The following is a 14,204-nucleotide window of genomic DNA, read 5'->3' as shown; positions in this document are numbered from 1 at the left end:
GCGCGAGGTGGTCGCGCTCGTGGGGCAGGGCCTCAACAACGCCGAGATCGGCGAGCGGCTCTACATCACGCCGCTCACGGCCAAGACCCACGTCTCCCGCGCCATGACCAAGCTCGGTCTGCGGGATCGAGCGCAGCTCGTGGTCCTCGCGTACGAATCCGGCCTCGTGCGGCCGGGCTGGCTGGGCTGACGCTCGCTTCAGGGGGTTTAGGGGGCTCGAGGGGAGCACGAGCCACTGCTTCGCGGGGAGTATCCGCACGGTTGCAAGTCACTCCGGCCGGCGGACGCGGGCGACGCCGCGCCGGCGAAGACTTGAACCAGCGGCTGAAGATCAGCCGACTCCCGCACAGAAGCTCAACGCTTAACAGACACAATGCAAGGGGAACTCAAAATGACTGCTCTTTCAGTGATGGCTGACACCGTCACGTGGCCCGGCGCCTGGTTCGGGCCGTGGTTCCTGCTCATCCCGCTCGCGTGGATCCTCGTCTTCGTGGTCATCTTCGCGTTCGCGCGCCGATTCTGGTGGCGCCGCCACTGGCGCGAGTTCCAGGGGTATGGCGGTCCGGGTTATGCGGGCCCTGGGTACGGCGTTCAGGGCTACGGCGGGCCCGGGTACGGCGTTCAGGGTGGCAGCGCCGAGGGCGTGCTCCGCGAGCGCTTCGCGCGCGGCGAGATTGACGAGACCGAGTATCGCCAGCGCCTCGAGGTGCTGCGCGCCGAGCAGGGAAGCTAGGGTCCAGCCCGGGCCGGGTTCAGGCGCGGAGGCCCGTTCCGCCCAGTACGCGTACTGGACGGAACGGGCCTGTTGGTCGGCCAGAACCCGCGGGATTCCGCGGGTCCGGGCAGGCCGCGCCGGGCCGCCGGGCCGGACGGCGGCCCGAACGCGTACGCCCTGGACCGCGGCGCTCGCCCCTAGACCTCGGCGGCCTCGACCGCGAGCGCGGGCTTGGGTCCGAAGACCGTCGCGCCCGTGGACTGCTCCTCCTCGTGGTCGGGGCCGAGCGGGATCCCGCGCCGGTCCCGGAGGCACGCGACTGCCACGATCGACACGAGCGTGACGATGAGCAGGTAGAGCGAGACCGCGGCGGTGGTGCCTGTGGCCTGCAGGAGGGCCTGCGCGATGGTGGGGGCGAACGCTCCGCCGAGGATCGCCCCGATCGCGTAGGAGATCGAGACACCCGAGAAGCGTACGGACGCCGGGAAGATCTCCGCGTACCACGCGGCCTGGGGCCCGTATGAGAGGCCGAGGCCGATCGAGAAGAGCACGAGTCCGGCGTAGAGTCCGCCGAGCGCGCCAGTGTTGACGAACCAGAACAGCGGGAACACCATGAGCACCTGGAATCCGAAGCCGATCAGGTAGGTCTTCTTCCTCCCGATCGCATCGGCGAGAATCCCGGCCGTGGCCGTCGAGATGAACCACATGGCCGCCCCGACGGTTGTTGCGACGAGCACCGCTGTGGCGTCCATCTTGAGCTTGCCGGTCGCGTAGCCCTGAATGAAGCCGCCCGTTGTCATGTAGCCCGCGGCGTTGTTGCCCACGAACACGAGCGCCGCGAGGATCACGAGGTGCCAGTGCTTGCGGAACAGGGCGACGATCGGCACCTTGGCCTGCTGCCCGCGTTCCGCCAGCTCGGCGAAGACGGGGCTCTCCTCGACAACCCGCCGCACGAAGAAGCCAGTGACGATCAGGAGGACGCTCAGGAGGAACGGCACGCGCCAGCCCCATTCGAGGAAGGCCCTGCCGGGGGAGACCACGCCGGTCATGAGGGCCATGACGCCCGAGGCGATGAGCATGCCGAGGGGCACGCCGAGCTGCGGGAAGGACCCGGCCCGGCCGCGCCGACCCGCGGGGGCGTGCTCGACCGCCATGAGGACGGCCCCGCCCCATTCGCCGCCGGCGGAGATGCCCTGGACGATGCGGAGCACGAGAAGGAGGATCGGAGCCCCCAAGCCGAACTGGGAGTAGGTGGGAAGCAGGCCGATGAGCGTCGTCGAACCTCCCATGAGCAGGAGCGTGAGCACGAGCATCGCCCGCCGGCCGATCAGATCGCCGAAGTGGCCCGCGAGGAACGCCCCGAGCGGCCGGAAGAGGAAGCTGATGCCGACCGTGGCGAACGAGAGCAGGAGGGCGATGTTCTCGCCGGCCGGCTTGAAGAAGAGTTCGGCGAAGACGAGGGCCGCGCCGGTTGCGTAGATGAAGTAGTCGTACCACTCGATCGTGGTGCCGATGATGGTGGCCAGCGCCACGCGGCGCTGGGTCGAGGCGGCGGATGCGGCGCCGGGAGTGTTCATCCTGTGTCCTTGCGTGTCGGCATCTGCGCTGATGCCTTGCGGGAGCGGCTCGTGGCCGCTGGGCTGGTGCGGCGCGGGTGGGCGCCGGAGGAAGAGGGCAGTGACACCATGGTGACCGCCGGCTTCCTGCATGTAAACTTCAGAAAATCGGCAAAGAACTTTAGTCTGGCTTATTTTCCTTTCGGCGTTGGAGGACAATGGCGGAGTTCACGCTCCGGCAGCTCGAGCTGTTTTCGGCACTGCCGGATTTCACGACGCTGAGCGCCGCCGCCGAGCGCCTGCACATCTCTGAGTCGGCGCTCTCGCAGGCCATCACGAGCCTGGAGAAGGCCGTGGGCGTCCAGCTGTGCGTCCGCCGAAAGGCGCGCGGGCTCCAGCTCACGCCAGCGGGCCAGCACTTCGCGGTCCGAGCGAGGGGGATCCTCAGGGACTCGCAGGAGCTCGCGTTCGAGCTCCAGGGTGGGGCCCTCCGCGGACCAGTGCGCCTCGGCTGCTTCGCGAGCTTCGCGACGAGCGTCATCCCGGAGATCCTGGACGGCTTCCCGAGGCGCTATCCCGAGGTGTCCGTCGAGGTCACGGTCGGAACGGAGGAGGAGCTGCTGCCCGCGCTCGAGTCCGGCCAGCTCGACGTCGCGGTCGTCTACGACATGTTCCTTCCCCTGGGCTACGCCCAGCGCGAGATCTACGCGACGGAGCTCGAGGCCGTGCTCCACCCCGAGCATCCGCTCGCGGGCAAGGACAGCGTGGACCTCGCAGATCTCGCCGGGGAGCCGCTCGTCATGTACGACTCGAGCCCGAGCATCACGAACACGCACCGGGCCTTCGCGGCGCGGGGACTCCGGCCCACCGTCCTCACGAGTGTCCCGCAGGTGATCCTCGTTCAAGCGCTCGTGGGTCGAGGCCTCGGCTATGGGCTGCTCATGTCCCGCCCCAACAGCGCCCCCGTGAGCGTCGAGGGCCGGCCGCTTGCGGTGCGCCCCCTCCGCCCTTCCGCAACGCGCACCCACGTCGTCGCGATCTGGCCCGAGGACATGTCCCTCTCGCCGCGGGCAGAGGCCCTCGTCGACTACGCCGTGGAGGCCCTGGGCGGTCGCGGCGAGGCCGGCCGGGGTGCTCACACCGCCGCCGGGGCGGCCCGCGAATAGGCCTTGAGGTCGAAAGCCGGGTCGCCGGCATCTGCCGGGGCCACGGATCGCCCTGCTCCGAGCAGACGGCGCGCCGCGAGGTGGTCGGCGGGGCTGTTGACCGACTCTACGCACACGAGCTCGCCGTCGTAGTACGTGAACACGGAGAATCGCCCTGCCGCGACGTCGCCGCGAACTACCGTGGAAGCGTCGCCCCTGCGCAGCCCGGCGATCTGCACTTTCGTGGCCCCTTGATGGCTCCAGAACCACGGGAGCTCGCGGTAGGGCCCCGGATCCTTGCCCAGGATGACGGCGGCCGCGTGGCGCGCCTGGTCCGTCGCGTTCTGCACGGATTCGAGGCGCACGCACCGTCCGGCGTGGACGCTCGGGAAGCTCGCGCAATCGCCGATCACGGAGATTGCTGGGTCGGACGCGCGCAGATTTCCGTCGACGGCAATCCCGCCGTCGTCCGCGAGCTCGAGACCGGCCGCGGCGGCCAGCCCGGATGCGGGGCGCACGCCTACGCCGACGACCACGAGATCCGCAGGAATCTCGCGCCCGGAAGTCGTGGCGACCGCCGAGACTCGGCGCCGCCCGCCGTCGTCGGACCCTGTGCCGAAGAACGCAGCGACGCCGTCCCCGAGTTCGAAGCGCTCGCCGTCGTGCGCATGGCGCTCGGTGAGGTACACGGACACCGTCCGCGAGACGGCGCGCCGCAGCGGGCGCTCGGTCGGAGACACGAGCGTGACGTCCATGCCGCGCGCTCGCGCGCCCGCTGCGAACTCGAGCCCTATGAATCCCGCCCCGACCACGACGGCGCGGCGGGCCCCCTCGAGCGCAGCAGAGGCGGCCCGCGCGTCGTCGAGCGTGCGGAGGCGGAAGACCCCGGCGAGATCCTCACCTGGAACGCGGAGCGGACGGCTTTCGGCACCCGTGGCGAGGACGAGCGACGTATAGGCAAGGCGCTCGCCCGTGCTGGTGAGGACCTCGCGCGAGCTCGGAAGGAGGCGCTCGGCCGAGACGCCCCAGCGGGCGTCGACGCCTGCGTCGTCGAAGAAGGACGCGCCGCGCAGCAGGAGCGGCTCCGCCGCGGAACCGGCCGCGATGAAGTCCTTGGACAGGGGCGGCCGTTGGTAGGGCAGGCAGGCCTCGCGCGAGAGGAGGGTGAGCGGGCCCTCGTAGCCACCCGCTCGGAGCGAGTCCACGAGCTGGACGCCGGCATGGCCCGCCCCAACCACCACGACATGCTCGTCGCTGCCCACCCTCACACCTGCCCCGCAGGGACGTCGACGACGAGGGCTTCGCGATCGCCGCACGCGATCTGGCAGCCGAGCCGGCTGCGGCGGGGATCGCGCGGCGCGGCGGTGCAGTCGAGCATCTCCTCCTCGTCCTCGCTCGGCGCGGGGAGACCTTCGAAAGACTCGGGGCGGACGTAGACGTGGCACGTCGCGCACATGGCCTGACCGCCGCATTCGCCGACGATCCCCGGCACGCCCGCGTTGACGGCGGCGCGCATGACGGAAGTCCTGGGGTCGACGTCGAGCGTCGTGTGGGTGCCGTCGGACTGGATGTACGTGATGCTGGGCACGGTCTCCTCCCTCAATTCCAGGCGACGGGGAGCTCGAGCATGCCGCGGAAGACCCAGCCGCCCTCGCGCGCGGGCCGGTCCGCGAGCCGGAGCCGGGGGAGCCGCGCAAACAGCCGCGGCAGCGCTACGTGTGCCACGGATGTCCGCGCGACCCACGTGCCGGCGCAGAAGTGTGCGCCGCCGCCGAACGCGAGGTGCGGCCTCTTCTCGCGGTTGATGTCGAACGCCTCGGGGTCGTCGAACTGCTCCGGGTCGCGGTTCGCGGCGGCGACCACCACGCCGAGCCGGGCTCCGCGCGGGAGGGTCACGCCGCCGATCTCGACCTCGCACGTGGTCTGGCGCGGATACATGCCGATTGGCGCGACCCAGCGCACGGCCTCCTCGAAGGCCGTGGCCCATCGCGCCGGGTCGGCGAGGACCTGGGCGAGCTGGTCAGGGTTCGTCAGGAGCGCCCAGGTCGCCGTGCCGAGCACGTCGCGCGGCTCGTTGAGGCCGCCGCCGATCGTCATTTTCATGTTGGCCCGGATCGCCTCGAGCGGCAGGCCGGCATTGACGACGGCGGAGAGCAGCGTCGCGTCCGGATCGGCCCGGAGCACGGGGACCAGCTCGCTGATCGCGGCGTCCACCTCCGCACTCGACGCCGCGGATCTCGCCCACACCTCGGGATCGTCCGCGTAGTTGCCCGTGCCGTCGATCAAGGTCTGTGACCAGCGCTGAAGATCCGCCTGCGTCGCGTTGCGGAAGCCCATGATCTCGCGCAGGTTCTCCGCGGCGAACGGCGCCGCGAAGCCGAGGTGCAGGTCCGCGCCCGGGCCCTGCGCCTCGAAGGCGGCGAGGTACTTCTCGGCGTTCTTCTCGAACACCGCAGACCACGTCTCCTTGATGGCCTTGGGCCGGAGCACCGGCCCGTAGGCCGCGCGGTCCACCTGGTGCTCGGGATCGTCTTTGCGGAGCATCGAATGGCCCATGGCGCGTTTCATGAGCGAGCCGTCCTCGTCCGCGGAGAACGTCTCGGCGTCCTGCTCGATCCAGTGGCAGTCGGCGTAGCGGGTCACGAGGTACCGGCCCACAGACGGCACCCATGCGACCGGCGACTCCTCGCGCAGCCGGCGGTAGATCGAGTAGGGGTTGGCGTACAGGTCTTCGAGGCGGACCCAGTCGGCCACCGGGACGGTGCCCGGGGAGTCGGCCTCGGGGGCCGGTGCGTGCGTCGTCATGCCACTCCTTCGTGTGCTTCGTGCAGCTGAATCGAGTGTGGGCTCTGCCACAAACTCAGGTAAAGTTCAATTAAGCTCACTCATAAGCAAGAAGAACTGATTAAAGTGCCGAGCGGGTGTGGAGGCTGCGATGGGCGCGGGCAAGGCGGCGGGTGGTCCGGAGCTGAGCGGCGCGCTTCAGGCGGCCGACGGCGTGGTCCGGGCGCCCAGCCGCTTCACACTCCGCCAGCTGGGCTACTTGGTCGCCGTCGGCGATGCGGGCTCCATCAGCGCCGCGGCGGCCCGGCTGCATGTGACTCAGACTGCGGTGGGCGCGGCCCTCAACGACCTCGAGCGGGCGCTCGGGACGCATCTCCTGGTGAGGCGCCGTGCGCACGGGGCGCTCTTGACCCCGGCGGGGCAGTACGTGCGGGACAGGGCGCGCTCCCTCCTTGCCGAGGCGACGGACCTCGAGCTTTCGGCACGGGACAGCGGAACGGCCCTTCGCGGACCGCTCGCGCTCGGCTGCTACTCGACGATTGCCGTGACGCTCATCCCGCCCATCCTCCAGGGGTTCGCTGAGCTGCACCCCGGCGTCGAACTCGACTTCGTCGCGGACCAGCAGGTCCCGCTCGAGCGGCGCCTGCTCGCCGGCGAACTGGACGCGGCACTCATCTACGACATGAATCTGCCCATGGGGCTCGCGGCCCGAACACTGTACGAGGCGCGCGTCTACGCCCTGCTCTCCGCGGACCACCCGCTCGCGACGGGGGGTCCCGTTGACCTTGCCGCGCTTGCCCAGGATCCGCTCGTCTTCCTGGACCTGCATCCGAGCGGCGAGCACACCATGGCGGTCTTCCGGGCGGCGGGCGTCCAGCCCCGCATCCGCTACCGCACCACTGACTTCGAGCTCACGCGGTCCCTCGTGGGTCGCGGCCTAGGTTATGCGCTCCTCGTCCAGCGCCCGCGACGCGACGAGACGTACGAGGGCCTTCCGGTGGTCGCAGCCCAGATCGTGCCGACGCCGGCGCCCGTGCGGATCCTCCTCGCATGGTCGGCGGCAGTGCGGCCCACGCGCCGGGCTCAGTCGCTCATGGACTTCACGGCGGGTCTTTTCGCCGGTGGGCACCCCGCGGAAAAACGACCGTGACCCACTCGTTCTGAAACACGTGTTGCAGAAACCACCGAAATCCCTTCCGACAGCCCAGCTTGTCGACTAGTGTGCGGTGAGTGTCACATCAATCACCAGGCATAGCTGGGGGGACAGCCGTGGCGGGGAGCGCGGAGTCGCGCCGAACGGTGATCAGCGCCCGCGATCTCGTCAAGACGTACGGGGATTTCAACGCCGTTGACGGGATCAGCTTCGACGTGCCTGCGGGGGAATCATTCGGCCTTCTGGGGCCGAACGGCGCCGGGAAGTCGACGACGATGCGGATGATCGGCGGCGTCACGCAGCGCTCCTCCGGGCAGCTCGACATCATGGGACTCGATCCCGAGACGCAGGGTCCCGAGGTCCGGGCCCATCTCGGCGTCGTGCCCCAGCAGGACAACCTCGACGAAGAGCTCCGCGTCCGGGACAACCTCATCGTGTACGGGCGCTACTTCGGGCTCCCGCGCGCGTACCTCGCGCGCCGCGCCGACGAGCTGCTCGAGTTCGCGCAGCTCGAAGACAAGGCCAAGTCGCGCGTCGATTCCCTCTCGGGCGGCATGAAGCGGCGCCTCACGATCGCCCGGTCCCTCATCAACGATCCCAAGATCCTGCTCCTCGACGAGCCGACCACGGGCCTCGACCCGCAGGCCAGGCATGTCCTGTGGGACCGCCTGTTCCGGCTCAAGGAACAGGGCGTCACCCTCGTGCTTACCACCCACTACATGGACGAGGCGGAGCAGCTCTGCGACCGGCTCATCGTCGTGGACAAGGGCAAGATCATGGCCGAGGGCTCACCTGCGGCACTCATCCGTGAGCACTCGAGCCGGGAGGTGCTCGAGGTGCGCTTCGGCACCGACCGCAATGCCGCCGTCGCGCCTCGCCTGGAGGGCGCGGGCGAGCGCGTCGAAGTCCTGCCGGACCGCATCCTGGTCTACACCGACGACGGCGAGGGCTCGCTTGAGCAGATTCGGAACCGCGGCCTGCACCCCATCACGTCGCTCGTGCGGCGGGCCTCGCTCGAGGACGTTTTCCTGCGCCTGACCGGGCGGTCGCTCGTTGACTGAGGTTCGACATACCGAGATCCTCGGGGCTCACGCGCCCGAGGTCTCCGCCGCGAAGGCGCGGCGCTGGGGCTCCTTCTACTTCATGGAGCACATGCTGCGGGGCATGCGCGCTTATCTCGTGACGATCGTCGTCACGAGCGTTGGCAATCCGCTGCTGTACCTGTTCTCGATGGGCGTGGGGCTCGCCTCGATCGTGGACCGCAACCCGTCTGCGCACTTCGGGGGAGTGGGATACCTCGCGTTCGCGGCTCCGGCGCTGCTGGTCTCGAGCGCCGTCATGACGTGCGCGAACGAGATGATGTTCCCGGTCATGGACGGCTTCAAGTGGCGCCGGATCTACTACGGTCCCCACGTCACGCCACTTGTGCCGGGCCAGCTCGCGGCCGGCCACGTCATGGCCGTGGGGGTGCGGCTCCTGGTCCAGTGCTCGGTGTTCTTCCTCATCATGCTCGCCTTCGGCGCGGCCGCGAGCCCTGTCGCTTGGCTGCTGATCCCGGTGGGCGTGCTCGCGGGCCTCGCCGTGGGCACGCCGCTCATGGCCTACGCCGCGAGCATCCAGAAGGAGAACTTCCAGTTCTCGATGATCCAGCGGTTCATCATCATGCCGCTGTTCCTGTTCTCCGGCACGTTCTACCCACTCGAGACGATGCCCACGGCGATGCAGTGGATCGGCTGGATCTCGCCCCTGTGGCACGGCAACCAGCTCGGTCGGCTTGTGTCAGTCGGCCTCAGTGAGCCCGGGTGGCTCGTGGCCGTCCACGTTCTGTACCTCGCGGCGCTCGGCGTGGGCGGCATCGTCTGGGCGCGGCGCAACTACACGAAGCGGATGAGCGCATGAGCTTCCTCACCGATGACGACTACGTCCTCGCCGCCGACCGGCGGCCACTGAGCGCCCTCTACGCTCGCAACGCGAAATCGGTGATCGAGCGCGGCTTCCAGGTGATCAGAAGCCAGAACTGGATCATCCTGGTCTCCGGCTTCTTCGAGCCCGTCTTCTATCTCCTGTCCATGGGGATCGGTCTCGGGAACCTTGTCGGCGCCGTCGAGGGGCCCGGGGGCGCCGCGATCAGCTACGCGGCGTACATCGCGCCCGCGCTCCTCGCGGTCTCAGCAATGAACGGCGCGATCTACGACTCGACGTGGAACATCTTCTTCAAGATGCACTTCGGCAAGCTCTACCAGAGCATGCTCTACACGTCCCTCGGGCCGTTCGACATCGCGCTCGGCGAGATCTTCATGGCCCTGTTCCGCGGCTTCCTGTACGCGCTCGGCTTCACGGGCGTCATGGCCGTGATGGGCCTCATCACGACGCCGTGGGCCCTGCTCCTCGTGCCGACCTCGGTCATGGTCGCGTTCGGCTTCGCGAGCTTCGGCATGGCGATCACGAGCTACATGAAGACGTTCCAGCAGATGGACATCATCACGTTCGTGATGCTGCCGATGTTCCTGTTCTCGGCCACGTTCTATCCGCTCAGCGTGTACCCGCTCCCCATCCAGTGGATCGTCCAGGTGTTCCCGCTGTGGCACGGCGTCGAGCTCATGCGGGAGATCAGCATCGGAACGTTCAGCAGCGCGACCTGGGTGCATCTCGCGTACTACGTGGTCATGATCATGGTCGGAATGCTCTTCACCACGCGGCGGCTCCGCGCGCTCTTCCTGCGCTGATTCGTTCACGGCCGGACCCTCGTGGCGGGTCTGGGAGAATGGGGTCCATGCAGTCACTCGGCTCCCAGAACCCCACCCCGGCGCGCTCGGGCTTCCGTATCGGCGCGTTCGGACTCTCCGTCTTGGTCCTCGCGTTTCTCGTCGCGGTGATCTTCGCGGCGAACCGGAATGAGGTCATCGGGTGGATCGTCGCGGTGATCTCGCTCGCGTGGCTCGTGTTCGCCGTGTTCGTCTTCGTGACCGTCCGCGGCGCGGGTCGCCGAGCGCGCGAGCGGTTCGAGGAGGCGGCTCGCCAGTTCGGGCGCGCGCCGTCGATGGCGGGAGGCACGACGGCGGAGGAGGCCCGCACCGTCGACGAGGTCCGCGACCTCAAGCTCGACCATTCGTTCAAGATCATCCAGGTCCAGGAGCGCGTGGTTCGCGACAACCTCGGCAAGGATCCGGAGCAGGTGTCGAGGGCCCTCGAGACCATCCAGATCACCGCCGCGAACGCCCGTGACATGCTTCGCCCCGACGGCGGGGAGCCCGTCACCGGAACGGTCATCGACGAAGGGTAGAGTGGCTGGGTGACTCTCGAAGCTGCAAGCACCGCACCTGCATACGCTCCGAAAGACGGAGCGCTGCGCATCGCCACCGTGAACGTCAACGGGCTGCGCGCCGCGTGGCGCAAGGGGATGCCCGAATGGCTCGAGTCGCGCGACGTCGACATCCTCTGCATGCAGGAAGTCCGCGCACCTGACGAGACCGTCAATGAACTGCTCGACGGCTGGCACATCCTCCACGCCGAGGCGGATGCGAAGGGCCGCGCGGGCGTTGCGATCGCCTCGCGCCTCGCGCCGACGGCCACGCGCGTGGGCATCGGGCACGCCTACTTCGAGACCGCTGGCCGCTGGGTCGAGGCTGACTTCGCGGTCGACGGCGGCAAGCAGCTGACGGTCGTGAGCGCCTATGTGCATTCGGGCGAGGTGGACACCCCCAAGCAGGTGGACAAGTACCGCTTTCTCGACGAGATGATCGCGCGCTTGCCGCAACTAGCACAGCTGAGCGACTACGCCCTCGTGGTGGGCGATCTCAACGTGGGCCACACGCCGCTCGACATCCGCAACTGGAAGGCCAACCAGAAGCGGGCCGGTTTCCTGCCCGAGGAGCGCGCCTACTTCGATCGCTTCTTCGGCGAGGAGATCGGTTGGAAGGACGTGCACCGCGAGCTCTCGGGGCAGGTCGACGGGCCGTATACGTGGTGGTCGCAGCGTGGCCGCGCGTTCGACAACGACGCGGGGTGGCGCATCGACTACCACATGGCCACGCCTGGCCTGGCAGCGGCGGCGACGATCGCCGTCGTCGACCGCGCCACCGCGTGGGACACGCGCTTCTCGGACCATGCGCCGCTCGTGATCGACTACAAGCTCTAGACCTTCGGAAGAACTCCACACCATGACCACGGACACCACCTCGGCTCCCGCGGCCCCCGCTCCGAGCGGGCGGCAGCGACTCGTCTCGGGCATGCAGCCCTCGGGCGATTCCCTCCACCTCGGCAACTACCTCGGGGCGCTCGTCAACTGGGTCAAGCAGCAGGACGAGTACGAGTGCTTCTACTTCATCCCGGACCTCCACGCGATCACGGTCGACTACAACCCGGAGGACCTCCTCAACCGGACGAGGCTCACGGCCGCGCAGTACCTCGCGGGCGGCATCGACCTCGAGAAGTCGACGCTCTTCGTCCAGTCTCACGTGCCCGAGCATGCCCAGCTCGCGTGGGTGCTCACGAGCCTCACGGGCTTCGGCGAGGCGTCTCGCATGACGCAGTTCAAGGACAAGATGGCCCGCCACGGCCAGGACGTCGCGAGCGCGGGGCTCTTCGCGTACCCCATGCTCATGGCCGCTGACATCCTGCTCTACAAGCCGTACGGCGTGCCCGTCGGCGAGGACCAGCGCCAGCATCTCGAGCTCACTCGTACTCTCGCGCACCGCTTCAACAAGCACTACGGCGAGACGTTCCCGGTTCCGGAGGCGCTCATCCCGCCCACGTCCGCGAAGATCTACGACCTGCAGAATCCGACCGCGAAGATGTCCAAGTCCGCGGAATCGGCCCACGGGCTCATCAACCTCCTCGACGACCCGAAGATCACGGCCAAGAAGATCAAGCAGGCCGTCACGGACACCGAGACGGTCATCCGGTTCGACCGCGAGGCGAAGCCTGGTGTCTCCAACCTCCTGACGATCATCTCGACCGTCACGGGGCAGGGGGTCGACGAGCTCGTCGCCTCGTACGAGGGCAAGATGTACGGTCACCTCAAGGCCGACGTCGCGCAGATCGTGGTAGACGCCGTCGCGCCCATCAAAGCGCGTACGGAGGAGCTGCTGCGGGATCCCGCGGAGCTCGACCGGCTCCTCGCGGTGGGCGCAGCGAAGGCGCGTGAGGTCGCGGCTGAGACGCTCGCCGAGGTGTACCGGAAGGTGGGATTCCTGCCCGCCATGGCCACGGCTGCCGCGTCCGTCTGAGTCAATGACGGGTCAGGTCGGAGCTCAGGCTGGGGCGCTGGACGGACACGTGCCGCTCGTGGGCGTCATCTTGGGCTTCCCGGAGGACGTCGCGGCGGAGCTGCGCGCTTGGCGTGCCTCGTTCGGCGACCCCATGGCTCACGTCATCCCCGCCCACATCACGCTCGTGACCACTACGGAGACCGAGGACTGGGACGCGACGCTCAGCCACGTGCGTCGCGTCGCGTCCCAGCAGGCGCCGTTCCGCGTGACGGTCGCCGGCACGGGGTCGTTCCGGCCCGTGTCGGACGTGGTGTTCCTCAACGTCTCCGAGGGCTTCGACGAGTGCGTCCGGCTGCACGCCGATCTGCAGCGCGGACCGCTCGAACGCGAGCTGCCGTTCCCCTACCACCCGCACGTCACGGTGGCCCACGACGTCGAGTCGGCGCGCCTCGACGCGGCCGAGGAAGCGCTGCGTTACTACAGCACCTCTTTCACGGTGGCTAGCATGGGCCTGTACGAGCATGATGCCCATGGCCTCTGGCAACTACGGGAAGAGCTGGACTTTGGCGGAAACGCGACGAAACAGGACGACGGCGGGAAGCAGCAAGCCTGAGCAGCCGCTTCCCACCGAGCTCGCCAAGCTGCGGGCCAACGTGCTCCGGGCGCGGCAGGACTACGGCAGGGCGAAGCTCGAGGGCGAGGGGCGGTTCAAGATCGCGCTCGCGCTCCTCCAATGGCTCCTCGCGCGGCTCAACGCGTTCCGCCCGTTTCGGGCCTTCCAGCACTACACACTCCGGCATGGCCCCCTCCTGAGCGCCGGGATCGGCTTCAACATGTTCTTCTCGATCTTGGGGCTCCTCGCCACGGGCTTCTCCATCACGGGGCTCGTTCTCGCGGGCCAGCCTGAGCTCGTGGATCGCATCGTGCACAGCGTTTCGCAGGCTGCCCCGGGCCTGCTCAAGGTCGACGGCCAGGACGGGCTCGCCGATCCGAAGGCCCTCCTCAACCGCTCGGGCCTCGGCATCACGGCCGCCGTCGCGGCGGTCGTCACGATCCTGACGTCGCTCGGATGGATCACGAGCCTGCGCGATGGGCTCCGTGGGATCACCGACGCACCGCGGCTCAACGTCAATCCCGTCGTCCAGCGGCTCCGCGACGCCGGGACGCTCCTCCTGCTCGGCATTGCCCTCGTGCTCACGTCCGGCGTCAGCATCGTTTTTACCGCCGCGCTCGGATGGATCGCGAGCCTTCTGCAGCTTGACCGGTCGGTGGTCGCCCCCATCGGGTGGCTCATCGGCATCATCGTGCCGTTCCTGCTCAACTGGCTCACGGCCTACATCATGTTCCGGTTCGCCGGCCGGCTGCGGCTCACGCGGCGGGCCCTCGTCGAGGGGACGCTCATCGCGGGCGTCGGCACCTCGATCCTGCAGCTCTTCAGCAGCCAACTCCTCGCCCGGGCCGGCGCGAACCCGCTCCTCGCCTCGTTCGCGATCATCGTGGGGCTGCTCATCTGGTTCAATCTCGTGAGCCAGGTCTATCTCGTTGCGGCAGCGTGGTCCGCGATCCGCGAGGCTGACACCGTACCGCCGGCGCGCCGTCGAGCGACTCCGTTTGGCGCGGCACGCCCTGGGCTACGCGCAT

The 14,204-nt window shown here is 68.8% G+C and carries 16 protein-coding genes; 12 read left to right on the top strand and 4 right to left on the bottom strand.

The window, feature by feature from the left end:
* Both ACLN58_RS09910 and ACLN58_RS09905 read left to right on the top strand, forming a co-directional pair.
* The coding region (locus tag ACLN58_RS09910; protein WP_415855096.1) for a response regulator transcription factor at nucleotides 1-190 on the top strand (190 nt) is incomplete at its 5' end.
* Nucleotides 191-391: 201 nt separating this feature from the next.
* Nucleotides 392-733 (top strand): SHOCT domain-containing protein, encoded by a 342-nt coding sequence (locus ACLN58_RS09905; protein ID WP_415855095.1) that lies wholly within the window; start codon nucleotides 392-394, stop codon nucleotides 731-733.
* A 179-nt stretch (nucleotides 734-912) separates the two neighbouring features.
* Here ACLN58_RS09905 and ACLN58_RS09900 read toward each other — a convergent pair whose 3' ends face one another.
* Nucleotides 913-2,292, bottom strand: a complete 1,380-nt coding sequence (locus tag ACLN58_RS09900) for an MFS transporter (protein ID WP_415855094.1) — start codon at nucleotides 2,290-2,292, stop codon at nucleotides 913-915.
* A gap of 197 nt (nucleotides 2,293-2,489) precedes the next feature.
* Here ACLN58_RS09900 and ACLN58_RS09895 point away from each other — a divergent pair, with 197 nt between their 5' ends.
* On the top strand, nucleotides 2,490-3,437 hold the full coding sequence (locus ACLN58_RS09895; RefSeq protein WP_415855093.1) for a LysR family transcriptional regulator: 948 nt from the start codon (nucleotides 2,490-2,492) through the stop codon (nucleotides 3,435-3,437).
* Here ACLN58_RS09895 and ACLN58_RS09890 read toward each other — a convergent pair.
* Genes ACLN58_RS09890 through ACLN58_RS09880 form a run of 3 tightly spaced genes read right to left on the bottom strand, consistent with a single transcriptional unit; the run spans nucleotide 3,407 to nucleotide 6,221 of the window.
* Complete coding sequence (locus tag ACLN58_RS09890) at nucleotides 3,407-4,678, bottom strand: NAD(P)/FAD-dependent oxidoreductase (protein WP_415855092.1); 1,272 nt, start codon at nucleotides 4,676-4,678, stop codon at nucleotides 3,407-3,409. The genes ACLN58_RS09895 and ACLN58_RS09890 overlap by 31 nt on opposite strands.
* 2 nt (nucleotides 4,679-4,680) lie before the next feature.
* Nucleotides 4,681-5,004: a 2Fe-2S iron-sulfur cluster-binding protein gene (locus tag ACLN58_RS09885; RefSeq protein ID WP_415855091.1), complete on the bottom strand. Its 324-nt coding sequence runs from the start codon at nucleotides 5,002-5,004 to the stop codon at nucleotides 4,681-4,683.
* Nucleotides 5,005-5,015: 11 nt separating this feature from the next.
* On the bottom strand, nucleotides 5,016-6,221 hold the full coding sequence (locus ACLN58_RS09880; protein WP_415855090.1) for a cytochrome P450: 1,206 nt from the start codon (nucleotides 6,219-6,221) through the stop codon (nucleotides 5,016-5,018).
* Between the two features lie 130 nt (nucleotides 6,222-6,351).
* Here ACLN58_RS09880 and ACLN58_RS09875 point away from each other — a divergent pair, with 130 nt between their 5' ends.
* From ACLN58_RS09875 to ACLN58_RS09835, 9 genes are all read left to right on the top strand, one after another.
* On the top strand, nucleotides 6,352-7,350 hold the full coding sequence (locus ACLN58_RS09875; RefSeq protein ID WP_415855089.1) for a LysR family transcriptional regulator: 999 nt from the start codon (nucleotides 6,352-6,354) through the stop codon (nucleotides 7,348-7,350).
* A 119-nt stretch (nucleotides 7,351-7,469) separates the two neighbouring features.
* On the top strand, nucleotides 7,470-8,414 hold the full coding sequence (locus ACLN58_RS09870; protein ID WP_415855088.1) for an ABC transporter ATP-binding protein: 945 nt from the start codon (nucleotides 7,470-7,472) through the stop codon (nucleotides 8,412-8,414).
* On the top strand, nucleotides 8,407-9,252 hold the full coding sequence (locus ACLN58_RS09865) for an ABC transporter permease (protein WP_415855087.1): 846 nt from the start codon (nucleotides 8,407-8,409) through the stop codon (nucleotides 9,250-9,252). The genes ACLN58_RS09870 and ACLN58_RS09865 overlap by 8 nt, the downstream gene beginning before the upstream one ends.
* Entirely contained in the window at nucleotides 9,249-10,079 is an 831-nt protein-coding gene (locus ACLN58_RS09860) for an ABC transporter permease (RefSeq protein ID WP_415855086.1), read from the top strand. Before ACLN58_RS09865 ends, ACLN58_RS09860 begins: the two co-directional genes overlap by 4 nt.
* Nucleotides 10,080-10,126: 47 nt before the next feature.
* Nucleotides 10,127-10,636: a hypothetical protein gene (locus tag ACLN58_RS09855; RefSeq protein ID WP_415855085.1), complete on the top strand. Its 510-nt coding sequence runs from the start codon at nucleotides 10,127-10,129 to the stop codon at nucleotides 10,634-10,636.
* Between the two features lie 9 nt (nucleotides 10,637-10,645).
* Complete coding sequence (locus tag ACLN58_RS09850; protein WP_415855084.1) at nucleotides 10,646-11,491, top strand: exodeoxyribonuclease III; 846 nt, start codon at nucleotides 10,646-10,648, stop codon at nucleotides 11,489-11,491.
* Between the two features lie 22 nt (nucleotides 11,492-11,513).
* The gene (gene trpS / locus ACLN58_RS09845) at nucleotides 11,514-12,581 is read left to right on the top strand and encodes a tryptophan--tRNA ligase (RefSeq protein WP_415855083.1); all 1,068 of its coding nucleotides are present in this window, start codon (nucleotides 11,514-11,516) and stop codon (nucleotides 12,579-12,581) included.
* A gap of 4 nt (nucleotides 12,582-12,585) precedes the next feature.
* Nucleotides 12,586-13,176, top strand: a complete 591-nt coding sequence (locus tag ACLN58_RS09840) for a 2'-5' RNA ligase family protein (RefSeq protein ID WP_415855082.1) — start codon at nucleotides 12,586-12,588, stop codon at nucleotides 13,174-13,176.
* A partial coding sequence (locus ACLN58_RS09835; RefSeq protein ID WP_415855081.1) for a YihY/virulence factor BrkB family protein occupies nucleotides 13,094-14,204 on the top strand: 1,111 nt, incomplete at its 3' end. The genes ACLN58_RS09840 and ACLN58_RS09835, both read left to right, overlap by 83 nt.

Origin of the sequence: Sinomonas sp. G460-2 (genome assembly GCF_047759905.1) — a bacterium.
Taxonomy (GTDB): domain Bacteria; phylum Actinomycetota; class Actinomycetes; order Actinomycetales; family Micrococcaceae; genus Sinomonas.
Note: the sequence above shows the minus strand (reverse complement) of the source record. Positions and strands in the feature narration are given on the sequence as shown.

Bases quoted from the DNA above. Each gene is read 5' to 3' on its own strand.
- ACLN58_RS09860 (WP_415855086.1), top strand. From the start codon at position 9,249: ATGAGCTTCCTCACCGATGACGACTACGTCCTCGCCGCCGACCGGCGG.
- ACLN58_RS09880 (WP_415855090.1), bottom strand. From the start codon at position 6,221: ATGACGACGCACGCACCGGCCCCCGAGGCCGACTCCCCGGGCACCGTC.
- ACLN58_RS09875 (WP_415855089.1), top strand. From the start codon at position 6,352: ATGGGCGCGGGCAAGGCGGCGGGTGGTCCGGAGCTGAGCGGCGCGCTT.
- ACLN58_RS09855 (WP_415855085.1), top strand. From the start codon at position 10,127: ATGCAGTCACTCGGCTCCCAGAACCCCACCCCGGCGCGCTCGGGCTTC.
- ACLN58_RS09840 (WP_415855082.1), top strand. From the start codon at position 12,586: ATGACGGGTCAGGTCGGAGCTCAGGCTGGGGCGCTGGACGGACACGTG.
- ACLN58_RS09900 (WP_415855094.1), bottom strand. From the start codon at position 2,292: ATGAACACTCCCGGCGCCGCATCCGCCGCCTCGACCCAGCGCCGCGTG.
- trpS (WP_415855083.1), top strand. From the start codon at position 11,514: ATGACCACGGACACCACCTCGGCTCCCGCGGCCCCCGCTCCGAGCGGG.
- ACLN58_RS09905 (WP_415855095.1), top strand. From the start codon at position 392: ATGACTGCTCTTTCAGTGATGGCTGACACCGTCACGTGGCCCGGCGCC.
- ACLN58_RS09895 (WP_415855093.1), top strand. From the start codon at position 2,490: ATGGCGGAGTTCACGCTCCGGCAGCTCGAGCTGTTTTCGGCACTGCCG.